Here is a 23,005-nt window from a genome sequence, read left to right on the forward strand (position 1 = left end):
CAAATATTAACTAGTTACATAACTAAGTTCAAACAAATCTCTCTGATCTGGGAATCAATAACTAAACCATTGCTATATAAATTATAATCTGATGTAAAAGTGGTTAATATAATTTAACTTATCAATAGGCAAAACCTTCATGAAATTACATCGTAAGTAGTTTGATGAAATATTACATTCTATTACTGCTTCTACTTCCAACAGTTCTTTTAAGTCAAAAAATAGACCATCTTGCCTCTTTCAGAGATATGGGTAGTGAAAGCTATTTCCGATTTAATTATGACAATGATTTCTTCGCTGCATCAGATAAAAATTACACGCAAGGCTATAGTTTTGAGTATGCAAATCCAAACTTAAAGAAAAATCCAGTAAACCATATTTTCATCAAGCCTAAAGGTAATCACTTCACTTACGGATTATCACTAGAACATATCGGCTATACACCTAGTGATTTTGTTAGTGCAGATATACAAATTGATGATAGACCCTTTGCTGCTGCTATATACCTTAAGAGTTTTGCTGTTGCAGCAAATACCATTAAAAAATCAAGATTATCTCAATCGTTAAGTTTAGGACTTATTGGTCCGGGGGCATTTGGTAGAGAAATGCAAACAGCAATTCATAAACTTATTGAAAACAAAACTCCCGGTGGTTGGGACAATCAAATTCAGAACGATTTAGTGTTGAACTATAAAATTGGCTACGAGAAACAAATATTCAATTATAAAAACATAGTAAATACACAAGCAATAACTTCGCTACAACTAGGAACTTTATTTACAAATGCATCGGTGGGATTTAATTCTACTATCGGACTATTAGATCATCCGTTCTCTAGAAACAGTACACCTTCAAAGTTTAAATTTTATGCTTTTGTACAGCCAACAGTTCATGTCGTTGGTTTTGATGCCACCTTGCAAGGCGGCATTTTCACCAATGACAATCCTTATACCATATCTTCAAAAAATATAGAAAGGTTAACCGCACAAATCGACTACGGACTCATTATAAAGTACAGAAAATTATATCTAGAATATAGCCGAACATCAATTACCAAAGAGTTCACGTTTGGTAATTCTGCCAAATGGGGCGGTTTTAAAACAGGATTTCTATTTAATTAGATGATACAACAGGCTCACCGTAAAGATCAAAGTCAGCCGCTTCTGTAATCTTAATATTTACAAACTCACCTTGCTTCACATAATGCTTTGCTGCATCTATTAAAACCTCGTTATCAACATCGGGAGAATCGAATTCTGTTCTTCCTACAAAGTAATTACCTTCTTTACGATCTATAATACAACGAAACGTCTCCCCTACTTTCTTTTGGTTCAATTCCCAAGAAATTTGGGATTGAATTTCCATGATAATATTGGCACGCTCTTGTTTTACTTCTTCTGGGACATCGTCTACCAAAGTATAGGCATGAGTATTTTCTTCATGGCTATAGGTAAAACAACCTAAACGCTCAAAACGCATGGCAATTACCCAGTTCTTAAGAATCTCGAAATCTTCTTCAGTTTCACCAGGGTAACCAACAATCAAAGTAGTTCTAATGGTCATTTCCGGTACTTCAGCTCTAAACTCCTTTAACAACTTGGTTGTTTTAGCTTCTGTGGTACCACGACGCATACTTTTAAGAATACGGTCAGATATGTGTTGTAATGGAATATCTAAATAGTTACAAACCTTTGGCTCTCTATTCATTACATCTAATACATCCATCGGAAAACCTGCAGGAAACGCGTAATGTAAACGTATCCACTCTATACCTTCTACCTTTACCAAAGCTTCTAAAAGCTCGGCAAGATTTCTTTTCTTATATAAATCTAACCCGTAATAGGTTAAATCTTGAGCAATTAAAATAAGCTCTTTTACACCTTTTGCAGCAAGTTTTTCAGCCTCTGTTACCAACTCTTCAATTGGAGTACTCTTGTGCTTACCACGCATTAAAGGAATTGCACAGAAAGAACAAGGTCTATCACAACCTTCTGCAATTTTCAAATACGCATAATTCTTAGGTGTCGTCGTCAAACGCTCACCAATCAACTCATGTTTATAATCTGCGCCTAGTGCTTTCAACAAACCTGGTAACTCACTGGTACCAAAGTATTCGTCAACATTAGGAATCTCTTTTTGTAAGTCTGGTTTGTAACGCTCACTCAAGCAACCAGTAACAAAAACTTTATCTACCGCACCTACTTCTTTCTTTTGAACATATTCTAAAATGGTATTAACACTTTGTTCTTTAGCATTGGCAATAAAGCCACAGGTGTTAATTACAACTATGTTTCCTTCTTCTTCATGAACAACTTCTTTGTCGTTTGCCTTCAATTGGCCCATGAGTACTTCAGAATCATATACATTCTTTGAACAACCTAGAGTTACTACGTTGATTTTGTTCTTCTTAAGGGTTTTTGTCCTCATAATTTAAATTGGGGTGCAAAAATACGATTTGGGTACTTAAAAACGTTAGATATGGACAAATTTACTTGTAATCTTTATTTGATTACAGTTTATCAAGACCCAAATCTTAAATTAACCATGAAATTCTCCCAATATTTCAGGCTATTTGCCCTATCATTAATTGTAGCTTCATGCTCCAAAGATTCTGAACCTACATCAGAAACTGGTAAAAGTGGCGTACCACCCGAGGTATCACCTATACCTACAGAAACTTATTTCCCTCCAATTTCAAGAGCCAACGAATGGGAAACCATATCAATGGAAACCTTAGGTTGGAACGAAGATGAAGTAAGTAATCTATATTTCTTCCTAGAAAACAATAACACCGATGCTTTTATTATCCTAAAGGATGGCAGAATAGTAATAGAAAAATACTTTGGCGATTTTAAGTCTGATGACAATCATGCATGGAACTCTGCCGGAAAAAATTTAACGGCAATGCTTACAGGTATTGCACAAGAAGAGGAATATCTTAAAATTACAGATGCTACATCTACTTATTTAGGTGAGGGCTGGTCAAGCATGTCTTTAGAACAAGAACTGAACATTACCATAAAAAATCAATTGACGATGACTACTGGTCTAGATTATACAGGGGATGATATTTTCTGTACCGAACCAGAATGTCTGTCTTACTTAAATGATCCTGGCACATTTTGGTATTATCATAATGCACCATATACATTATTGGATGATGTCATTGCCAATGCTACCGAAACCGATTTTAATTCCTATTTCTCAGAAAAAATCAAAGAACCAATTGGCATGCAAGGTTTGTTCTTTAAAGTAGGATACAATAATGTATTCTTTAGTTCTGCACGAAGTATGGCTCGTTTCGGAATTTTAAATTTGAATCAAGGTAACTGGGACGGAACACCCATTCTATCTGACCAGATTTACTTTAACGCCATGATCAATAGTTCTCAAGATTTAAATCCTTCTTACGGATATTTGTATTGGTTAAACGGTAAAAGTAGTTTTAGACTACCAAGTACTGTAGAAGAATTTACAGGTAGCTTAATACCTAATGCCCCTGCCGATATGTATGCCGGACTTGGATTAAACGACCAAAAATTATATATGGTGCCAAGCCTAGATTTGGTAGTCGTACGTATGGGCGGTGCTAGTAATGAAGAACTTTTAGGACCTTCTAGTTTCGATAATGAAATATGGGAGCTAATCAATGCTATCATCGATTAGTTTTTCTTTCTATTTAAACACATCTTATATTCGTAGTCTACACTTAGCAAATAAGTATGCTTACTTTTGTATAAAATTGTAAAATGGATTTTAGAAGTATTGCAGAAAAAAGATACACTACACAGAAATATAATGTATCTAGAAAAATCTCAAATTCAGATATTGAAGATTTAAAACACATTCTAAAATTAAGTCCGTCTTCTATTAATAGTCAACCCTGGTTATTCACATTCGTTTCTAATGAACAGGTGAAAAATGCCTTAGCTGATGCTTCATATTCTAATGCGCCTAAAATAAAAAATGCTAGTCATTTGGTCGTTTTTAGTGTTATGGATAATCTTGAGGAATTTGAAAAACGTGTTGAAGAAAATTTACTTGAAAATTCTATAAAGTTTTACAAGCAATACATAAAAACGCAATCAAAAGAGAAAACGGTTAATTGGTTATCTCATCAAGTGTATATTACGTTAGGATTCTTTTTGGCCGCATGTGCATCTATGGAAATAGACTCGACTCCTATGGAAGGTATAGACGCTACTAAATACAAGGACATACTTAGTATCGAAGATCACAAGGTTTTATTTTCTGTGGCAATTGGCTACCGAGATGAAAATGATACTACACAACCTAATTTAATAGGTAAATCTAGATTGGCTGCAGATACCGTGATTCAATCAATTGATTAGTCTAAGATTTTAAACTTCTTTAGCCAATTCAAATACCGTAATTTCTGGTCTTACATTAAAACGCACTTGACGCAAACAACCTAATGCGCTATTAATATACAGTGTTCTTCCGTCTTTTAAATCTTTTATACCAGCATCGTAATTTTTGTTTTTAACGGGTAAAATAAGTGGCGGCAAAAAAGGTGGTTTAACTTGTCCGCCATGAGTATGACCAGAAAGTATCCAACCTTCAAAATTATTCCAAACGGGAAGATCACATACATCCGGATTGTGACATAGGGTAATATTTGCTTTCTCAGGATTGTATTTTGCAATGGCTTTTTCAGGATAAAAATTACTTCCCCAAAAGTCATCCATACCCAAAAAATTGAGTCCGTTTATTTCTATTGCATCATTACGCAGCATCGTTACCCCTACATCTTCTAAACTCTTCGTGATTTTTTGCGCGACATCATCTTCTACAAAATCAATTCCGTAATCGTGATTACCTAATATACCAATAGTACCCAAAGTGCCTTTAACCACAAATTTTAATACCTCTTGCAACTGGTTTAGTTGTTCATTGTCTTCATAGGTAACATAGTCACCGGTATACACTACAAAATCAGGATTCAATTCTTGGGCTTCTTTAAATGAATCTATGATGTATTGATAATCAAAAGAATTCCCAATATGCACATCACTTATTTGCATTACCGTTTTACCAACCAGTGAATCCGGTAAGTTCTTCAAAGGCATATTTACATACACAAATTGCATCCAAAAAGGCTCTATTTGCCAACTGTACAATCCTGTTAACAAACCTAGCCCTGCTACCCACTGAAAAGTCTTTTTGACAAAGTTTCTTCTTTTCATTTTAAGTGAATAAATTTAGTTTTGATAGTCTTTAGGTGTCACACGCTTTTGAAATTTGTCTTCATATGATTTTCCCAGCCTTAACAGTTGCGCTTCTGAAAACTGTTTTCCTATAAAAGTTAAGCTTATCGGTTCGCCCGATATTTTATACCCCATAGGTATCGTCAAAGCAGGGTACTTGGCAACTGCAGCATAACCTGCGTGGTAATTATTAATAGATAAAACAGCATCCAGCTTGTACTTATCCATCGCTGTATCGAAGAAAGTTCGTCCATTTGTTTCAAGATTAGATTTTATCTCCTCTAATTCGGTCGTTGTAGTAGAATCTGAAAGTATACCATTGAATAATGCTTGACCATATGGTATTCTAACCAATGAATCTGTATTATTAAATGCCACCGCATCTGTAATTGAAGAAATTTTCACTAACTCAGGGTTGGTATATTCTTTTAAATACGACTTTAAATCATTCCGCATATCAATATTTAAAATACTTAGAAAGCCATCCATGGCAACTTCTGGCGGTGTAAAAGTTACAATTGTTGCACCAGCTTCTTTTAAATCTTCAATGGTTTGTTTATAAATACTATCAGTCTCCATCAGTTCTTTGATAGCACCCAATCTCATTTCTGAAAAAGGTATGGGATGTAATCCTGCAGATAATACACCCGGAAAATTATCTTCTACAGAAGCGGCATCCAATTTATCATAACCCAACATAGCAGACAATAAAATGGCATTATCCTTAACGTTCTTTGTCATAGGACCGGGAGTATCTAATGTGCTAGAAATAGGAACTATGCCTGACCTACTCAATAAGCCTATAGTTGGTTTTAAGCCTACTACAGAATTTTGACTACTTGGTGATAAAATAGAACCCGAGGTTTCCGTACCTACTGCTGCAACTGCATAATTTGCCGCAACGGCCGTACCACTTCCAGAACTTGAACCACCTGTTTCAAAGACTCTTCTCCCGTAAGGATTTAGTGTTTGACCACCATAAGCACTATACCCTACTGGACAACCTGAGCATAAAAAATACGCCCATTCACTTAAATTAACTTTACCTAAGATTAAAGCTCCGTTCTTTTTTAATTGTTGAACCATAAACGAATCATCAACTTCATTATCCATTAAAGCAATTGAACCCGCTGTCGTTTTCATACCCAATGTATTAATATTGTCTTTCAGCAAAATAGGCATACCATAAATTGGGTGCTGAACTTGAGCCGCTATTCCTTTTTCATTCTGCCTATCTAATTCTTGGGCTTGGTTTACTACATCTTTATTAAGAGCGATGACAGTATTTAAAGTTGTCGTATTATCCAGTTCATACTTATAAATACGATGTAAATAAAACAACACTAGATTTTCATAAGTAAGCCTACCCTCTTTTATATGATTTCTAATAACAAAAATATCTTGTTCCAAAATCATGGGAAGCAACTCTTTATATTGAGCCTCAGTAAACTTAGAAACCTCTTCATACAAAGGCATAAAAACCTCATTCTTATCTAATACCTTAGATTGAATCAGCTTGTACTGCATACGTCCATTCTCGTGATCAGCATTGTCAGCAACTTCAGTAGAATCATTATAGGAAGTCCAAAGAACTACTTCCTCTTTTTGCGTTTCCTGCTTGTTCTTACATGCACTTATAACAATGATGATTAATAATAATACAAGTTTTTTCATACTGTTATTTATTTGTTTGAATAGTTTTCCATTTCATGATATCATTCTTGTTCAATCGAACAAATTCATCTTTACCTTCTTTTTCGGCTAGACTTATGGAAATGTTAGATGCATTGATGGCAGCTTCATATTTTTTTAAATCTCCCAATATTAAAGATCTCACCCTATGAAAGTAGTATGTATCACCTTCCAATTCAATTGCTTTATCAACATAATCAAGTGCCTTTTTGGGGTACAAACCCTGCTCTTGATAATATCGTGCAATTTCGTAATAAGTTTGTGCAGTGGGTTCTTTTGATAATAATTCATCTATCTGTTCTTGCATCATAGATGTTGTATCAAACATAATAGGAATTACTACTTGAGTAGTTCCCCAATTTAAAAAAATTGATGCTTGGTTGTGATCAATATTATCGAACGAAATTAAAAATGTCTCCTGAAAATCGTTTTTATGTGTGGGCTTAACCACAAACCGTAATGCATCTTCTTCAGCATTGTAATTCGCCCTGCCATCTCCCCAATGTGTAGTATTGTTATGAAAAACTATTTGCCATTCTTCTTCCTCAGGAAAAGCATATAGGGCATAAGTACCTTTAGAAAGTTTATTTCCATCTATTAAAACATCAGTACTAAAAGTAATTTTGGTAGATTCATTTGCTCCTACCCTCCAAATACGACCGTTAGGTACTAGACCAGGTTCACCATTAGGTTGATTGCCAAATAAAGTGCGACCCTTAGCAGATGGCCTTGAATATGCTATAGTAATTTTTGAAAGCCCGACTTCTTGTTCAATCTTAGCAAACGGACTAGCTTTAGGGTGGTTCATTTGCCCCCAACTCAGACTACATATTAAAAGAGGAAGTATGAACCAGCCGTATCTCAATTTTAAATTTTAAAGAATGAATCTACAAACTCGTGCTTATTAAATGCCTGTAAATCTTCAATACCTTCACCTACACCAATATACTTCACCGGAATTTTGAATTGATCAGAAATTCCGATAACAACACCACCTTTTGCCGTTCCATCTAATTTGGTGATGGCTAAGGCAGTTACTTCCGTAGCCTTTGTAAACTGTTTTGCTTGTTCAAATGCATTTTGACCCGTAGAACCATCTAACACCAATAATACTTCATGCGGCGTATCTTCAACTACCTTCTGCATTACACGTTTAACCTTGGTCAACTCATTCATTAAGTTCACCTTATTATGCAAACGCCCAGCCGTATCTATGATAACTACATCTGCATCTTGGGTAACGGCAGAACTCAACGTATCAAAAGCAACGGATGCAGGATCACTTCCCATTTGTTGTTTTACAATGGGCACATCTACACGATCAGCCCAAACTTGTAACTGATCAATTGCAGCTGCTCTAAATGTATCTGCAGCACCCAACACTACTTTTAAACCCTGGTTTTTATATCTATGTGCCAACTTACCAATAGTGGTTGTTTTACCAACACCATTTACACCAACGACCATTATTACATAGGGCTTTTTATCTTTTGGTATCTGAATATCCCCAGTTTCGCTGTCATTAGTTTCTGAAAGCAGACCAGCAATTTCAGCTCTTAAAATAGAGTTAAGCTCATCTGTACCTACATACTTATCTCGAGCTACCCTTGCTTCTATTCTTTCAATAATTTTCAATGTAGTATCTACACCAACATCTGAAGAAACCAGTACTTCTTCAAGATTATCTAGAACATCATCATCAACTTTAGACTTACCGGCAACTGCTTTTCCTAATTTAGAAAAGAAGCTAGTTTTTGTTTTCTCCAAACCTTTATCTAAGGTTTCCTTTTTCTGAGAAGAAAATATTTTTTTAAATAAACTCATTTTTGATTGTATGGTTAGTCAAATATAAAAAATTAAAAAGCCCCTTTCGTAGGAAAGGGGCTCAATAACTACTAAAAGTTATATTTCTTATTTCTTGGCAATCCAAGCATCTACCAATTCTGGTGGCATTACTTGTTCTACAAAAACGTAAGCACCTGATTTTGGTGACTTAACCATTTTTATAGCTTTTGTCAATCTTTTAGAACTTGTCTGTAAACTTGCTACGGTTTTCTTAGCCATGACTTATATTTTTTGTGATTCTCTAAAGTGAAAATCTATTTAATTTCTTTGTGAAGGGTCATTCTCTTAAGAATAGGATTGAATTTTTTAATTTCCAATCTCTCAGGAGTATTCTTCTTATTCTTGGTAGTGATATATCTTGAAGTACCTGGTTGACCAGATTCTTTATGCTCAGTGCATTCTAATATAACTTGTATTCTATTACCTTTCTTTGCCATCTTATCGCTCTATTTTCCAGATTACTTAATAACGAATCCTTTTGCTTTTGCTTCTTTTAAAACAGCAGATATACCTTTCTTATTGATACTTTTTAAAGCTCTTGTAGATACTTTAAGAGTTATCCAACGGTCTTCCTCTGGAATGTAAAAACGTTTTTTAGATAGATTTACATCAAATCTTCTTCTAGTTTTATTAATGGAAAACGAAACATTGTTTCCAAACATCGCCTTCTTACCCGTAATTTCACAAACTTTTGACATCGTGCTGACTTTTTCTTTTAAACAGGGTGCAAATTTATATCTTTTTTATCGTTCCAACAACAATAAAGATCACATTTTTAAAATTTCTTTTTGAAGAAGCTCAAATGCCTTATTTACAGACTTTTCCACAACTCTCTCACGGGTGCTTCCCATTTGAAATTTTTGTACATATTTTGACTTCGGACCATCGATCGCAATAAATACCGTTCCAACCTCTGCATTTGAATCTCCTTTTGTAGGTCCTGCATTACCAGTTGTTGCTATTGCATAATCGGTTTTTAGCAATTCTTTTGCCCCTTTTGCCATTGCCGTAGCAACTTCTGCACTAACTACAGAATATTCATCTACAATTTCTTTAGACACATTCAATACATTTATTTTTGCTTCTGTAGCATAACTGACCACACTTCCTTTAAAATAATTGGACGCACCAGGTATTGAAGTAATCTTCTCGGCAATTTTACCACCTGTAAAACTCTCTGCAGTGGATAAGGTTAAATTTTTGCTAGTCAATAATTTCGCTACAATATCTTCTATACTTTCGTCATCTTCAAGACCAAATATAATATCATCGATTAAAAGGTGTAATTTTTCAATTTCAGCGTTCATCGCCGTTTCCAACTCATCAAGACTAGGTCCTTTACCCGATAAACGCAACCTCACTTTACCTAGATTAGGTAAATAAGCTAATTTTATATTAACCGGCAATGCATCTTCCCAAGCCTCTATACGTTTGGCAATTGCACTTTCCCCCAAACCATAAGTAACTACAGTTCTATGGATAATATGTGGTCTTTTGTAATAGGATGCCAGTTTAGGAATCACAGATTCTGTCATTAGGTGCTTCATTTCAAAAGGCACACCCGGCATAGAAATAAACGTAACTTCATTTTCCCTTATCAACATACCAGGAGCGGTACCATTTGCATTATGCAAGACTTCTGCCTTACTAGGTACTAGAGCCTGCATCCTATTAATATCGGATATTGGGGTATTACTTATATATTTAGCGAACAGCTCTTCTACATGCGCCAATACCTCTGTATTCTCAACAAGGGTATCATTAAAGAACTCGCATAAAGTGTGTTTGGTAATATCATCTTTTGTAGGACCCAGACCACCTGTGATGATGACTACATCTACACGTTCTGATGCATCTTTAAAAGCATTTAATAAATGTTTACGTTCATCTTGAATAGAAGTAATTTGATAAACCGAGATACCGATCTTATTTAACTCCTTACCTATAAATGCAGAGTTGGTATCAATAACTTGACCGATGAGAATTTCATCGCCAATAGTAATAATTTCTGCAAGCATTATAACTGGAAGTCATTTTTTAATTCTGCCACAACCTGATTGATATCGGTCTTTAGCATTGGAAATCTTTTCTCGATCTCCGCCATATTAGCCTCTTGCTTACCTAAAGTTTCTAACTCCAAGGCTATGGCACGTGTTTGTTCCATTCCTAGCAGATCAACATTTGGCTTTATTTTATGAGCAAGTTTATATACTTGATCATGGTCTTTTTCTTGAAGGGCTTTTTCTAGAGCCTCTAAATCTTCAGGTACTTCTTCCAAAAAAACAGATATAACAGAATTTATAAAATCCTGATCCCCCTCTGCCATCTCATTAATCTTATCCAGGCTATAAATCATCACTTAATTTTTAAGTTAAAAAGCTCTTTGTCTTCCAAACTACCCGTAAGATAGTCATTTGGACTTATTTTCCCAACACCCGCAGGTGTTCCGGTAAAAACAATATCTCCTTTTTTTAACATAAAGAACGTTGAAACATAAGCAATTATTTCATCTATCTTCCAAAGCATTAAACTGGTATTGCCTTCTTGAACGACTTCACCATTCTTTAACAACTTAAAATTTAGGTTATTAATATCCTCAAAATCAGTTTTAGGAAGCCATTCCCCTATCACAGCAGCACCATCAAAACCTTTCGATTTTTCCCATGGCAAGCCTTTATCTTTTAATTTAGATTGCAAATCTCTTGCAGTAAAATCTATACCCAGTCCTATTTCATCATAGTAAGTAGGTGCAAATTCCTTAGCTATATGCTTACCTACTTTTTTAATTTTCACCAATACCTCAACCTCATAATGCACATTATCCGTAAATTCTGGAATATAAAAATCTTGCTGTTTAGGCAAAACAGATGAATCTGGCTTTATAAAAACCACCGGTTCTTCCGGTCTCTCATTCTTCAGTTCATCAATATGAGCTGTATAATTTCTACCTATGCATATAATTTTCATCCGGACTTATTTTTTCTTAGATAATTTTAAACTGATGGCAGGTATTAAGTTTTCATTATTACCAGGTGCCTTTATCCCAAATTCATTCCACTCGCCCATACCGTAAACCATAGTTTTAAAATTCTGATTCTTTTGATACACCGCAGCAAATGTAGGTGCAAAACGATCTTCCACTACATTCTTATTTGTAATGGCGTGTTTGTACGTATTTGTATACCAATTATAAGGAAGGAAAATCCACTCAAGCCCAATATACACACCTTCGTCTGGCATTCTTATACCCATGCTTGAAAGATCTATGGAAACATAATCTTCTTTTGTAGAGCTTTCTAATATGATACTTTTACGAATTAAATCGTGATTTGGTTTACGTGTTTTTTTATCTACATCATAAACACGAAGTCTAAATTTAGACGAAGCTCTTTTAAACTTGCTATTCTGTTGTACATGAATAGTTATTTTCTGCAGATACTTTTTGGCAGCACCTATATTGGGAAAATACAAAGCCAATACCCAAGGGGTCTCTGCAGACGAGAATCCACTTTTAATACTATAGGAACTCACAGGATTTAACACCTGTGAATCACCCAAACTTTGAGAAACCACCACCTCTTCAAGCTCAAAGGTTTCTTCTTTCATGTAGATTTTCTTCTTTTCAGAAATAACTCTGGCAGACATTATGGTGTCTTTAAATCCTAATGCTGAAATATGCACGTCGCGCTCTAAATATGATTCTGGAACATCTATATAAAAATAACCCTCTTCATCACTAGAAGTTCCTTTGAGCGTTTTTAGAAAACTTATGTTGGCATACGGTACTGCGGTTTTGGTTTTATCATCATATACATGACCTTCAACCAAAACTTCTTGGGCGTGACCAATACCCATTATCAATAAAAATAATACTAAACAAATTCGCATTTTAACCTAATTTATTATTGAGTTTGCTCAGTTTAATTTGAGTAAGAATCTTTTTAGTATACAATGGGAAATCTGCATTTAGCATCCAGCCAAAATAACCTGGTTCATTTTCTAAAACCGCATGTACTTTTTTACCTTTATGCTTACCAAAAGAGAAAACTTCTTCTCCTTCTTCATCCATTGCTATAAAACCTGCGAAATCTACAGATTGCTTTCTTCTTGAGAATTCTGATAGTTTTTTAATATTGTTTTCCAAGTCAGGATACCTATCTAACTGAGAAAGTAACACCTCATAAGTAGCATTGGTATCTGCCGCGGCACTGTGGGCATCGGTAAGGTCTTTATCGCAATAAAATTTATAAGCAGCTTCTAGTGTACGTTTTTCCATTTTATGAAAAATGGTCTGTACATCTACAGATACCGTATTTTTCATATCAAAATCTATATCTGCACGCAATAATTCTTCTGCCAACAAAGGAATATCGAATCGGTCAGAATTGAATCCGCCTAAATCACTATCCTTTATAATCTTATAAATTTCTTTAGAAAGTTCTTTGAAGGTTGGCTCGTTAGCCACCTTTTCATTAGTAATACCATGAACGGCAATTACCTCTTCCGGTATCACCATTTCAGGATTCACCAGCCATGTTTTACTTTCTTTATTACCGTTAGGGTATACTTTTAAAATCGCTATTTCTACAATACGATCTTTTGCTACATTGATCCCAGTTGTCTCTAAATCAAAGAAACAAATAGGTCTGGTAAGCTTTAATTCCATAAGTGTTCAACTTTTAACAAAAATACACTTTCGTTTTTTAGACACATAAAATTACTTGGGATTAATTTTATTTCAAATCAAAAAGCTGAAGAAAATACGGATTTACCTAAATAGTTAATCCATTTTATATTACCTAAACCAACATGTACAATGAATTACAAACTATACAATTAGAAAAAAAATACCCCATTATACATTTTGTATAATGGGGTACTATAATTATAATATCTCTTTAGGTTTACACCTCTCTATTAACATCCCAACCTTCCAGATAGTCTGCAACAGCTTTGGCGAACATACTACCTAAAGCGCCATTAACCACTCTGTGATCATAGCTATGAGATAAATACATTTTACTACGTACTGCAATTACATCACCTTCCAAAGTTTCAATAACTGAAGGAATTTTTCTTATAGCTCCCAATGCCATAATACCTACCTGTGGCTGATTGATTATAGGAGTTCCAAACACACTACCAAATGTACCAACATTGGTTACCGTATAAGTACCACCCTGTACCTCATCTGGCTTAAGTGCATTATTTCTAGAACGGTCTGCCAAATCATTTACAACTTTAGCTATACCTAATAGATTTAATTGATCCGCATTTTTTATTACCGGAACTATCAAATTACCATCTGGCAGAGCTGCTGCCATACCTATATTTATATTCTTCTTTTTTATAACATTATCACCATCAACTGAAATATTCATCATAGGATATTTCTTCAATGCCACAGCAACAGCTTCCATAAAAATTGGTGTGAACGTAAACTTCTCACCTTCTCTTTTAAAGAATGCATCTTTAATTTTATTACGCCATGTAACAATATTGGTTACATCTACCTCTATAAAACTCTGTACATGTGCAGATGTAGTAACACTATCCGTCATATGTTTGGCAATTAACTTGCCCATTCTTGTCATAGGTATTACCTCATCGCCACGAGAAACCTGCATTTTTGGTTTTTCTGGAGCAGGGGCACTAGCTGGCGTTGGCGCTGGAGCACTTGCCGGAGCGGCCGGTGCCGCCTTAGCCGTCACTGCAGGCGCTGCAACTTTTTCCTGTGCAGGTGCAGGGGCAGCTACCTTAACCGGTGCCTCAACCCTATCTTGTACAACAACTCTTTCTGGAGTCGCTACCTTTGCAACCGGCTTACTTTCTCCGGTTTTAACGTAGTTTAATATATCATCTTTGGTTACTCTGCCGTCCTTTCCTGTTCCTGAAATTGTTTCAAGAACTTCAAAAGAAATACCTTCTTCTTTTGCTATATTCTTAACTAAAGGAGAGTAAAAACGATCAGAAGTTCCATTTAATTGCGCCGTAGATGTCTCTGCTCTTGCATGCATCACCGCTGATTCTGCCGCTGCAACCATTTCTTGAAGAACCGGCTCTGGTTCTGCTATATCTTGAACGGTATCTGTAGCATCACTAACATCAACATCACCACCTACTTGAATTATTGCTACTGTTTGACCGACCTCTACCACATCATCAACATTAAAGCATTTTTCAATTAAAACACCATCAACCTCACTTGGCACTTCACTATCAACCTTATCCGTAGCAATTTCAAAAATGGCCTCGTCCATCTCAATCGTATCACCTACCTCTTTCAACCATGACGTCAATGTTGCTTCTGCAACACTCTCTCCCATACGTGGTAGTTTCAATTCAAATTTTGACATATCGATAATTTAAAGCTTGTTTTGTTTATGTTTTTTGCAAAAATAATAAAATAAATACCTTTTTATTGATATTTAAACGAAAATCAAGTACTAATCTTGTCTTAACGACCCTTCAAATGGCACCCTATTTAAGATACTACGACCCAAAGTGACCTCATCTGCATACTCCAATTCGTCGCCAACCGCTATTCCTCTTGCTATGGTAGACGTTTTTACATCCAATCCTTCTATCTGTCTAAAAATATAAAAATTGGTGGTATCGCCCTCCATGGTAGAACTCAACGCAAAAATCAACTCCTTTATTACGCCTTTTCTCACTTTATCCACCAAAGTTCCTATTTTCAAATTTTGCGGACCAATGCCTTCCATAGGGGATATTTTACCACCAAGAACATGGTACTTACCCCTAAATTGACCTGTATTTTCAATTGCCATGACATCTCTAATATCTTCAACGACACAAACCAATGCGCCATCTCTTTTAGGGTTGGCACATATTTCGCACATGGTTGTATCTGAAATATTATGGCAATTTTCACAAAATTGAATTCTACCTCTTAAATCTACCAAAGACGTAGAAAGATTTTCTGTACGCTGCTCTGGCTGTTTTAATAAATGCAATACCAAACGTAATGCAGTACGCTTACCAATACCTGGTAATTGCGAAACTTCATACACTGCGTTTTCCAATAATTTAGATGAGAAATCCATAAGTTTTTGTCGGGATAAATTTACAACTAAACTTGAAAATCAACTCTTACGGTTTTCATAAAATTATTTAACATTTAAAAATTATCGAAAAAATCTTACCAACAACCGCTATTTTACATAACCAGCTTCAATAGCAGTAAGCAACATTGCCAATTTAATAGCTTCTGCACCATTTTCATTAAGCCACCATTCATGAAGTGAATGTGCACCACCGCCAATACCTCCTCTACCAATAGTAATTGCCGGTATGCCCATAGAAATAGGAATATTACTATTTGTAGAACCCCTAGTAAGACTTGGCTTATATCCAAATAAATTGGTTGCACTAATGGCACGTTGTACTAAAGGAGTGTCTAATGAAAGCTCGCCCGATGGTCTATCGCCAATTTTTATAAGCTCTAATGATATTTCATCATCAATACCTGTTTTATTATATGCCTTTAAAGCAGTTTCCATAGATTCTTTAAAAATAGCTTCTACTTCTTTTAATCGACCACTATCAACAGACCGCATATCAACTTCCATCCAAGATTCAAAAGGAATAGAATTAACCGAAGTACCTCCTCCTATTCTACCAATATTAAAACTTGTTTTAGCTCCTTCATCGGTAAATGCTTTAGCATTTTCAGTAAACTCCTTAATAGCAAAACCAAGTGCGTGATGTGGATTTGCCAATCCGAATGCACCCCATGAATGCCCTCCTTTTCCTTTAAACAGCGCCTTATACCTTACAGAACCTAAACCTGCATTATTGACTCTGCCTACCGTACCACCATCTATAGATATCCATGAATCTATTTTTGTAGCCCCATCTCTGAACAAATGCTTTACCCCACGTAAATCTCCTAATCCTTCTTCACCTACAGAACCAACAAACCAAACGTCTGCCTCAGTACTTACATCAGCTTTCTTCATAGCTTTGAAAATAGCTAGTAACATTGCCAACCCTCTGGTATCATCTCCAACGCCTGGTGCAACTAAAGTATCTCCTTTTTTTACCACTTTTACATTTGTCCCTTCTGGGAATACGGTATCTAAATGAGCATCTAAAACAACTATTTTACCGCCAATTGTTCCTTTTCTTATTGCTATAACATTACCGACTTCGTCTATTGAAACTTCATCTAAACCTGCTTCCATAAACATTTCCTTAAATGCTTCTGCCCTCTCAGCCTCCATAAAAGGTGGAGCAGGAATTTCTGTTAACGTAATTAAATCACGTTCTGTTTCATCCTCGATAGCATCTATAATCTTAAAAGCATTTTTTATTTTTTTATCTTTTAGAAGCTTACCGACTGCCTTATCAATTTTCTTATCCGCAACTACACTCTCTTGACCCTTTAATACATTACTTAATAGCAAGCCGAAAATCAGTAAACCTAAAAAGGTTTTATTTTTCAAAAAATGCCCCTTATTCATAATTATTTTTATTTAGAATTCGATATTCGAAAAGGTATCAAAATTAAATCGGTAATGAAATGTAAACCACCTTTATCGTTTCTTAATTAAAGTATTCTCAAATTAAGCTCCAAGATTTTAAGTTATCTCACAAGCTCCTTTAACTTTTTGTAATTTGCCGCAAATTTTACACCATGAACGCCTTTCATATTTTACTTTTAATTTCTGGCTACTTTGTTTTGCTGTTGATTATTTCATATTTCACTGGTAAAAACGATTCTAACGAAGATTTTTTTAAGGCAGGTAAACAGTCGCCATGGTATTTGGTAGCATTTGGTATGGTGGGCGCCTCTTTATCTGGTGTTACCTTTATTTCTGTACCAGGTTGGGTAAAAGCTTCTGAATTCAGCTATATGCAAGTTGTTTTTGGGTACTTTTTAGGCTACATGGTTACCGCGTTTGTACTGCTTCCTATTTATTACAAGCAGAATGTAACCTCTATTTATCAGTATTTAGATGATAGATTTGGCTTTGTAAGTTATAAAGTGGGCGCTATTTCATTTTTCATCTCAAGAGTTCTTGGCGCTGCTTTTCGTTTATTTCTGGTAGCTATTGTTCTGCAGCAATTCGTGTTCGATGCTTGGAATGTTCCTTTTGAAATTACTGTTATTCTATCCATACTACTAATTTGGATCTATACTTTTAAAGGCGGAATTAAAACAATTGTTTGGACCGATACCTTGCAAACTTTGTTTATGTTGATATCAGTGGGGTTATCCATTTATTTTATACTCGAAAAAATGGATTGGACTTTTATGGAGTTTCTAAACTCTCCTGAATTAGGTCAGTATAGCAAAACCTTTTTTATTGACGATCTTTCTTCTAAAAACCATCTGGTAAAATCGTTTTTAGGTGGAATGTTCATTACCATATGCATGACGGGACTTGATCAAGATATGATGCAAAAAAACCTAACATGTAGAAACTTAGGTGAGGCTCAAAAAAATATGGTTAGCTTCAGTATTGTACTGGTGGTAGTTACTTTTGTTTTTATGCTTCTTGGTGCTCTGTTATTTATTTATGCAGATGCGCATAACATTGCACTACCTCTTATGGACGGCTCACCAAAGTCTGATCTTTTATTTCCAGAAATAGCACTAAATAGTGGTTTAGGCATAACGGTTGCAGTTACGTTTATGTTAGGTTTAATTGCAGCTGCTTACAGTAGCGCAGACAGTGCACTTACCTCTTTGACCACATCATTTTGTATAGATTTTCTTGGAACAGAGAAAAAATCTGAACAAGTAGCAAAAAAGACCCGTAGAATGACCCATGTAGGCATGAGCGCTCTATTAATTTTAGTGGTTATTTCTTTTAAATATATATTGGACAAAAATGTAATTGACGGGCTGCTCACTGTTGCCTCATACACCTACGGACCGTTACTAGGATTATTCTCTTTCGGGATTTTCACCAAACATCAAGTAAAAGATAAATATGTATGGGTCGTAGCTCTGGTTTGCGTCTCCATAATTCTCATTTTAGCGAAGCTACCTAGTGACTATTTTGGTGGCTATGTCTTCGGATATGAACTTTTACCGTTGAATGGTCTGCTAACCTTTGTAGGATTATGGCTCATTCGTAAAAAAAAGCTGTAGCCAGTATTAGCGATATTACTTAGTATTGACCAGTTCCTAAAAGTACCAAAGTACAAGCTACATCCACCTCTATACCGCTATTTTCCAATAGCTTATAAAACTCGTGATTTTCCGTTCCAGGATTAAAAATCACTCGTTTTGGTGCCAAAGAAATAATACTATTATAATATTCTTCTTGTCTTTTTGGATTAATATATAGGGTAATTGTATGAATATCACTAATTTTGTCTAAAGTGTTATTGATACTGACACCAGAAACCTCACCTTCTCTTAATCCAAAAGCTAAGGTTTCAACCCCCGAATCAACAAGTCTATGTATCGCTAAATTGCTATATCGATTTGGTTTTAAGGAGGCTCCGAACACTAGGGTCTTTTTCATGATAAAAAAATGTTAAAAGAGCGCTAATATGTAACTAATAAGACAATATTTCGTCTATTAGTAAAGTTAGATACTCTTATGAGTTTAAAAATATTGTTGGTAACGCTATATGTTTATAGTTAATGGTTAGTGTTTAGTATAGCCTATCAGCATTTGAAGCCCGGCTTCCAATTTATTTTGGAATGTTCGGGTTTCTTCTTTTTTACACTTGACAAAAACTTACCATATTAACCGCTCTTCATTTTTTCGATATAACGAATGAAGAAGTAACATTTAGAACATAATTACGTCTATTACTTTATATAGGGATGTTCAATAAAGAAGATTGGTTGGTTTTTTCTTATTAAGTAAAACTATATAGCACCCATAGCCAAAACTATGGGTGCTTTATTTTTACCATCTAATAATTACACTGCCCCAGGTAAAACCACTACCAAATGCAGCTAAAACAACTAAGTCTCCACTTTTCACCTTACCTTCTTCCCATGCTTCTGTAAGTGCAATAGGGATAGATGCAGCTGTAGTGTTACCATATTTCATAATATTATTGAAAACCTGGTCATCACTTAACTGAAATTTCTTTTGAATAAATTGAGATATTCTCAAGTTAGCTTGATGCGGAACCAATAAATCAATATCGGTCGCATTCAATTTATTTTTCTCCAAACCTTCTACAATAACCTCACTGAAACGAACAACTGCATTTTTAAATACAAATTGACCATTCATATGCGGATAATAAGATTCGTCATTAGGATAGTTATCTTCAATGATATCGGTCACCCATCTATTACCCATACCAGGTGCAATTAAAGAAAGTTCTTCTGCATGCTGACCTTCTGAATGTAGATGCGTTGACAATATACCTTTGGTAGTATCTTCTTCTCTAGTTAATACTGCCGCACCGGCACCATCACCGAAAATTACTGAAACTCCCCTACCTCTTGTGGTCATATCCAAACCATGAGAGTGAAGTTCTGAACCTATAACTAGTACATTTTTATACATACCCGTTTTTATATACTGATCTGCAATAGAAACAGCATACACAAAACCAGAACATTGATTTCTAACGTCTAATGCACCAACAGTTTTAATACCTAAATCTCGTTGAACCAATACACCAGGACCAGGGAAATAATAATCAGGACTCAAAGTAGCAAAAACGATAAAATCAATATCATCCTTATCTATACCAGCTCTTTCAATAGCAATTTTAGCAGCTTTTACACCCATAGTTGTGGTGGTGTCTCCATCACCCCTAACTACATGTCTTCTTTCTTTAATACCGGTTCTTTCTTGAATCCAAGCATCATTAGTATCCATCACTTTTGACAAATCATCGTTTGTCACTACGTTTTCAGGTACATAATGACCTAAGCCGATTATTTTTGAATTATACATAGTAATTTTTTAATCCTGATAAAGCTCAGGTTGAATTAGTGTTGCAATATAAACAACTATTAAGAAATTTTTTTGAAAATATAACAATCATCTATTATTACAAAGGAGCGTGAAATTACAACCTCAAATATTTCTGGTAGTCGTTTACTTTGATATTTGATTTTAAATCATGAAGAAGATTATAAAGACCAAAGAAGGTACGGTTCATATACAAAAAGTGCTTTGAACCTCTATTTCCATTCATTTTCCGTATTTGCTTATCTGAAGAGAATTGTTCTCCCAATGCCGCAATTTCACCCCAAAAAACCTCATCGCCGAAATCAAAATCATCTTTATGAAAAGGTGATGTAAATAAACTTAGCAATTGATGAAATATCGATTTAAAAAATAATATTTCTTCTGGAGTATCATTAGGCATCAATATTTCAAGCTCGTATAACTTTTCTGTAAACTTTTCATCATTTGATATCACCTCTGGTCTTGCCAATTCAAAATACGGTACATAGAAAGTATCCGGTACTTCTTTAATACATCCAAAATCAATAGCGATAAGCTCTTCATTATCATTCACCAAAAAATTACCTGGATGCGGATCTGCATGTACTTTTCTTAATCCGTGAATTTGAAACATATAGAAATCCCACAATGCCTGACCTAATTTATCTCCTGTTGCCTGAGAAAAATCAGTTTTTGTAAATTCACTCAAGTGCTTACCGGTCATCCAATCCATTGTTATTATACGTGAACTAGACAATTCTGTATAATATTTGGGGAAATTGATATTCGGTATTAGCGAACATGCTTCGGTAATCTCTTTACTTTGTGCTACTTCTAAAATATAATCTGTCTCTTCTACCAGTTTATTTTCAACTTCTTTAAAATATTTATCTGAATCTTTGCCTTGAAGATTGAACATACGAATAGCAATTGGCTTTACAATCGCCAAATCGCTGCTTATACTTTGTGCTACACCTGGGTACTGAATTTTTACCGCTAAATTTTTACCGTCTTTAGTTGCTTTATGCACCTGTCCTATACTAGCGGCATTAATAGAATTTTTATCGAACGTATCAAAAACTTCTTCTGGATACTTATCTAAATACTTTTTAAAAGTCTTTCTAACCAACGGTGCCGATAAAGGGGGAACTGAAAATTGTGAAAGTGAAAACTTTTCTACATAAGCATTAGGCAGTAAATTTTTCTCCATGCTCAACATCTGTGCAACCTTAAGCGCACTACCCTTTAATGATTTTAATCCGTCATATATATCTGCGGCATTATCTTCGTTCAACTCGTCTTTAGTCGTGTCGGGATTTATGATTTTCTTACCCAAATACTTGGCATAATTACCACCAATCTTAGCTCCGGTTTTCACCAGCTTACTTGCACGCTCTATTTTTCCGGTAGGTATTTTATCAAGTGTTTTCAAATCGTATGATTTAGATTAGGCAAAGGTTTCCTTATAAAGAAATTTCCCAAAGTCAAGAATATTCTCCAATGGCGTATTATCGAATACATCAAAAATGGTGTTTACAGATTTTTCAATAGCAACATCTGTTTTTTCAAATGCGGCAGAATCATCCGATTTCCAAAAATTCATTAAAAACATGGTCTGTAACCATGCCCCTTCTGAAAACAATTGCGGGTTGTGTTTCGTAATTTTTAAATTCTTGTCTGCATTGCCATCTGCAATCAAGCCTTTAGAAAATTCCTTAATATTTTTTCTTAATCCTTTTAACTGCTCCATATTTTTGAACGGACCAGAAGCACTATCCATTATAAATAAAATATAGCTTCTATTCAATGTCAATACTTCAAAGAAGGTATAGAAAAACGTAAGCATCTTTTCTCTATTTGTAAAATCCTGATACTCTTTATTTTTCTCTATTACACTAACTGTGTTGGTGTAAAACGTATTCCAAATACCTTTCTTGATGGCATCTATTGATCCAAAATGAAGATAAAAATCTGATTCTTCAATAGCATTTACTTTACAAAATTTGTAGACTGTTTTAGGTAACTTCTCGTTTTCTAAAACGTAGTCCATAAACATTGTTATAATCGTCTCTTTTGTTACTTTTTTGGCTTTTGCAGGCATATCAAATTATTTTTATATAAGGTACGATGCAGATTTCATAGTTAGAAGTTTTCATGAAACATTAGCTTTTATTTAGCAAAAACGTGCTATTTAAAAATAGCACGTTTTCAAAACAACCTAACCAATAAATAATCAACATGTGATTATGCTTAAAATTCTTTTTCATAGCACTTTTTCATAACCACAATACAAATATACATTATGTTTAACGTTTTTCAATATTTCATAAACAAAAA

24 protein-coding genes are annotated in these 23,005 nt (G+C 34.8%); 4 read left to right on the forward strand and 20 right to left on the reverse strand.

Translation table 11 applies throughout. From position 1 onward, the window contains the following. Positions 1–164: 164 nt before the first annotated feature. Positions 165–1,121 (forward strand): lipid A deacylase LpxR family protein, encoded by a 957-nt coding sequence (locus UH1x_RS03120; RefSeq protein WP_482625036.1) that lies wholly within the window; start codon positions 165–167, stop codon positions 1,119–1,121. Here UH1x_RS03120 and rimO read toward each other — a convergent pair. Then, positions 1,114–2,427, reverse strand: coding sequence for a 30S ribosomal protein S12 methylthiotransferase RimO (rimO, locus tag UH1x_RS03125; RefSeq protein ID WP_482625038.1), 1,314 nt, complete (start codon positions 2,425–2,427; stop codon positions 1,114–1,116). The genes UH1x_RS03120 and rimO overlap by 8 nt on opposite strands. 51 nt (positions 2,428–2,478) lie before the next feature. Here rimO and UH1x_RS03130 point away from each other — a divergent pair, with 51 nt between their 5' ends. Both UH1x_RS03130 and UH1x_RS03135 read left to right on the forward strand, forming a co-directional pair. Next, positions 2,479–3,666, forward strand: coding sequence for a serine hydrolase domain-containing protein (locus UH1x_RS03130; RefSeq protein WP_482625039.1), 1,188 nt, complete (start codon positions 2,479–2,481; stop codon positions 3,664–3,666). Positions 3,667–3,749: 83 nt separating this feature from the next. Continuing rightward, entirely contained in the window at positions 3,750–4,352 is a 603-nt protein-coding gene (locus tag UH1x_RS03135) for a nitroreductase family protein (RefSeq protein ID WP_482625041.1), read from the forward strand. A 9-nt stretch (positions 4,353–4,361) separates the two neighbouring features. Here the strand turns inward: UH1x_RS03135 and UH1x_RS03140 are convergent, their stop codons facing one another. From UH1x_RS03140 to UH1x_RS03210, 15 genes are all read right to left on the reverse strand, one after another. Then, positions 4,362–5,207 (reverse strand): metallophosphoesterase, encoded by an 846-nt coding sequence (locus UH1x_RS03140; RefSeq protein WP_482625043.1) that lies wholly within the window; start codon positions 5,205–5,207, stop codon positions 4,362–4,364. Positions 5,208–5,222: 15 nt separating this feature from the next. Further along, on the reverse strand, positions 5,223–6,902 hold the full coding sequence (locus tag UH1x_RS03145) for an amidase family protein (protein ID WP_482625045.1): 1,680 nt from the start codon (positions 6,900–6,902) through the stop codon (positions 5,223–5,225). Positions 6,903–6,906: 4 nt separating this feature from the next. Next, positions 6,907–7,728, reverse strand: coding sequence for a DUF2911 domain-containing protein (locus UH1x_RS03150; protein WP_482625046.1), 822 nt, complete (start codon positions 7,726–7,728; stop codon positions 6,907–6,909). A 59-nt stretch (positions 7,729–7,787) separates the two neighbouring features. Beyond that, complete coding sequence (ftsY, locus tag UH1x_RS03155) at positions 7,788–8,744, reverse strand: signal recognition particle-docking protein FtsY (protein ID WP_482625048.1); 957 nt, start codon at positions 8,742–8,744, stop codon at positions 7,788–7,790. 87 nt (positions 8,745–8,831) lie between these two features. Next, the gene (locus tag UH1x_RS03160) at positions 8,832–8,984 is read right to left on the reverse strand and encodes a DUF4295 domain-containing protein (protein WP_071340023.1); all 153 of its coding nucleotides are present in this window, start codon (positions 8,982–8,984) and stop codon (positions 8,832–8,834) included. Between the two features lie 35 nt (positions 8,985–9,019). After that, positions 9,020–9,202, reverse strand: coding sequence for a 50S ribosomal protein L33 (gene rpmG, locus UH1x_RS03165; protein ID WP_027067805.1), 183 nt, complete (start codon positions 9,200–9,202; stop codon positions 9,020–9,022). Positions 9,203–9,223: 21 nt separating this feature from the next. Then, positions 9,224–9,463: a 50S ribosomal protein L28 gene (gene rpmB, locus UH1x_RS03170; RefSeq protein ID WP_036155860.1), complete on the reverse strand. Its 240-nt coding sequence runs from the start codon at positions 9,461–9,463 to the stop codon at positions 9,224–9,226. A gap of 69 nt (positions 9,464–9,532) precedes the next feature. Further along, positions 9,533–10,783, reverse strand: coding sequence for a competence/damage-inducible protein A (locus UH1x_RS03175; protein ID WP_482625051.1), 1,251 nt, complete (start codon positions 10,781–10,783; stop codon positions 9,533–9,535). After that, the gene (locus UH1x_RS03180) at positions 10,783–11,121 is read right to left on the reverse strand and encodes an Hpt domain-containing protein (RefSeq protein ID WP_036155865.1); all 339 of its coding nucleotides are present in this window, start codon (positions 11,119–11,121) and stop codon (positions 10,783–10,785) included. Before UH1x_RS03180 ends, UH1x_RS03175 begins: the two co-directional genes overlap by 1 nt. Next, positions 11,121–11,732, reverse strand: coding sequence for a fumarylacetoacetate hydrolase family protein (locus tag UH1x_RS03185; protein ID WP_482625054.1), 612 nt, complete (start codon positions 11,730–11,732; stop codon positions 11,121–11,123). The genes UH1x_RS03180 and UH1x_RS03185 overlap by 1 nt, the downstream gene beginning before the upstream one ends. Positions 11,733–11,738: 6 nt before the next feature. Then, on the reverse strand, positions 11,739–12,653 hold the full coding sequence (locus UH1x_RS03190; RefSeq protein ID WP_036155870.1) for a carboxypeptidase-like regulatory domain-containing protein: 915 nt from the start codon (positions 12,651–12,653) through the stop codon (positions 11,739–11,741). A 1-nt stretch (position 12,654) separates the two neighbouring features. Then, on the reverse strand, positions 12,655–13,431 hold the full coding sequence (locus tag UH1x_RS03195) for an exonuclease domain-containing protein (RefSeq protein ID WP_405413661.1): 777 nt from the start codon (positions 13,429–13,431) through the stop codon (positions 12,655–12,657). A gap of 238 nt (positions 13,432–13,669) precedes the next feature. Next, on the reverse strand, positions 13,670–15,121 hold the full coding sequence (locus tag UH1x_RS03200) for a dihydrolipoamide acetyltransferase family protein (protein ID WP_482625056.1): 1,452 nt from the start codon (positions 15,119–15,121) through the stop codon (positions 13,670–13,672). A 90-nt stretch (positions 15,122–15,211) separates the two neighbouring features. Next, positions 15,212–15,832: a recombination mediator RecR gene (gene recR, locus UH1x_RS03205; RefSeq protein ID WP_405413656.1), complete on the reverse strand. Its 621-nt coding sequence runs from the start codon at positions 15,830–15,832 to the stop codon at positions 15,212–15,214. Between the two features lie 108 nt (positions 15,833–15,940). Beyond that, positions 15,941–17,251, reverse strand: a complete 1,311-nt coding sequence (locus UH1x_RS03210) for a M20/M25/M40 family metallo-hydrolase (protein WP_482625057.1) — start codon at positions 17,249–17,251, stop codon at positions 15,941–15,943. Between the two features lie 173 nt (positions 17,252–17,424). Between UH1x_RS03210 and UH1x_RS03215 the strand changes: the two genes are divergently transcribed. Beyond that, positions 17,425–18,888 (forward strand): sodium:solute symporter, encoded by a 1,464-nt coding sequence (locus UH1x_RS03215; RefSeq protein ID WP_482625059.1) that lies wholly within the window; start codon positions 17,425–17,427, stop codon positions 18,886–18,888. Between the two features lie 19 nt (positions 18,889–18,907). On the opposite strand, the gene UH1x_RS03220 is transcribed toward UH1x_RS03215, so the two are convergent. From UH1x_RS03220 to UH1x_RS03235, 4 genes are all read right to left on the reverse strand, one after another. Then, complete coding sequence (locus UH1x_RS03220) at positions 18,908–19,267, reverse strand: CoA-binding protein (protein WP_482625060.1); 360 nt, start codon at positions 19,265–19,267, stop codon at positions 18,908–18,910. A 393-nt stretch (positions 19,268–19,660) separates the two neighbouring features. Then, entirely contained in the window at positions 19,661–20,671 is a 1,011-nt protein-coding gene (locus UH1x_RS03225; protein ID WP_482625062.1) for a 3-oxoacyl-ACP synthase III family protein, read from the reverse strand. Between the two features lie 115 nt (positions 20,672–20,786). Continuing rightward, positions 20,787–22,100, reverse strand: coding sequence for an ABC1 kinase family protein (locus tag UH1x_RS03230; protein ID WP_482625064.1), 1,314 nt, complete (start codon positions 22,098–22,100; stop codon positions 20,787–20,789). A 15-nt stretch (positions 22,101–22,115) separates the two neighbouring features. Beyond that, a complete protein-coding gene (locus UH1x_RS03235) occupies positions 22,116–22,769 on the reverse strand; it encodes a TetR family transcriptional regulator C-terminal domain-containing protein (RefSeq protein WP_482625066.1) in 654 nt (217 codons plus the stop codon). Positions 22,770–23,005 lie beyond the last annotated feature (236 nt).

The sequence above is a fragment of the Maribacter sp. UH1 genome (genome assembly GCF_056839145.1).

Bases quoted from the DNA above. Each gene is read 5' to 3' on its own strand.
- UH1x_RS03120 (WP_482625036.1), top strand. From the start codon at position 165: ATGAAATATTACATTCTATTACTGCTTCTACTTCCAACAGTTCTTTTA.
- rimO (WP_482625038.1), bottom strand. From the start codon at position 2,427: ATGAGGACAAAAACCCTTAAGAAGAACAAAATCAACGTAGTAACTCTA.
- UH1x_RS03130 (WP_482625039.1), top strand. From the start codon at position 2,479: ATGGACAAATTTACTTGTAATCTTTATTTGATTACAGTTTATCAAGAC.
- UH1x_RS03135 (WP_482625041.1), top strand. From the start codon at position 3,750: ATGGATTTTAGAAGTATTGCAGAAAAAAGATACACTACACAGAAATAT.
- UH1x_RS03140 (WP_482625043.1), bottom strand. From the start codon at position 5,207: ATGAAAAGAAGAAACTTTGTCAAAAAGACTTTTCAGTGGGTAGCAGGG.
- UH1x_RS03145 (WP_482625045.1), bottom strand. From the start codon at position 6,902: ATGAAAAAACTTGTATTATTATTAATCATCATTGTTATAAGTGCATGT.
- UH1x_RS03150 (WP_482625046.1), bottom strand. From the start codon at position 7,728: ATGAACCACCCTAAAGCTAGTCCGTTTGCTAAGATTGAACAAGAAGTC.
- ftsY (WP_482625048.1), bottom strand. From the start codon at position 8,744: ATGAGTTTATTTAAAAAAATATTTTCTTCTCAGAAAAAGGAAACCTTA.
- UH1x_RS03160 (WP_071340023.1), bottom strand. From the start codon at position 8,984: ATGGCTAAGAAAACCGTAGCAAGTTTACAGACAAGTTCTAAAAGATTG.
- rpmG (WP_027067805.1), bottom strand. From the start codon at position 9,202: ATGGCAAAGAAAGGTAATAGAATACAAGTTATATTAGAATGCACTGAG.
- rpmB (WP_036155860.1), bottom strand. From the start codon at position 9,463: ATGTCAAAAGTTTGTGAAATTACGGGTAAGAAGGCGATGTTTGGAAAC.
- UH1x_RS03175 (WP_482625051.1), bottom strand. From the start codon at position 10,783: ATGCTTGCAGAAATTATTACTATTGGCGATGAAATTCTCATCGGTCAA.
- UH1x_RS03180 (WP_036155865.1), bottom strand. From the start codon at position 11,121: ATGATTTATAGCCTGGATAAGATTAATGAGATGGCAGAGGGGGATCAG.
- UH1x_RS03185 (WP_482625054.1), bottom strand. From the start codon at position 11,732: ATGAAAATTATATGCATAGGTAGAAATTATACAGCTCATATTGATGAA.
- UH1x_RS03190 (WP_036155870.1), bottom strand. From the start codon at position 12,653: ATGCGAATTTGTTTAGTATTATTTTTATTGATAATGGGTATTGGTCAC.
- UH1x_RS03195 (WP_405413661.1), bottom strand. From the start codon at position 13,431: ATGGAATTAAAGCTTACCAGACCTATTTGTTTCTTTGATTTAGAGACA.
- UH1x_RS03200 (WP_482625056.1), bottom strand. From the start codon at position 15,121: ATGTCAAAATTTGAATTGAAACTACCACGTATGGGAGAGAGTGTTGCA.
- recR (WP_405413656.1), bottom strand. From the start codon at position 15,832: ATGGATTTCTCATCTAAATTATTGGAAAACGCAGTGTATGAAGTTTCG.
- UH1x_RS03210 (WP_482625057.1), bottom strand. From the start codon at position 17,251: ATGAATAAGGGGCATTTTTTGAAAAATAAAACCTTTTTAGGTTTACTG.
- UH1x_RS03215 (WP_482625059.1), top strand. From the start codon at position 17,425: ATGAACGCCTTTCATATTTTACTTTTAATTTCTGGCTACTTTGTTTTG.
- UH1x_RS03220 (WP_482625060.1), bottom strand. From the start codon at position 19,267: ATGAAAAAGACCCTAGTGTTCGGAGCCTCCTTAAAACCAAATCGATAT.
- UH1x_RS03225 (WP_482625062.1), bottom strand. From the start codon at position 20,671: ATGTATAATTCAAAAATAATCGGCTTAGGTCATTATGTACCTGAAAAC.
- UH1x_RS03235 (WP_482625066.1), bottom strand. From the start codon at position 22,769: ATGCCTGCAAAAGCCAAAAAAGTAACAAAAGAGACGATTATAACAATG.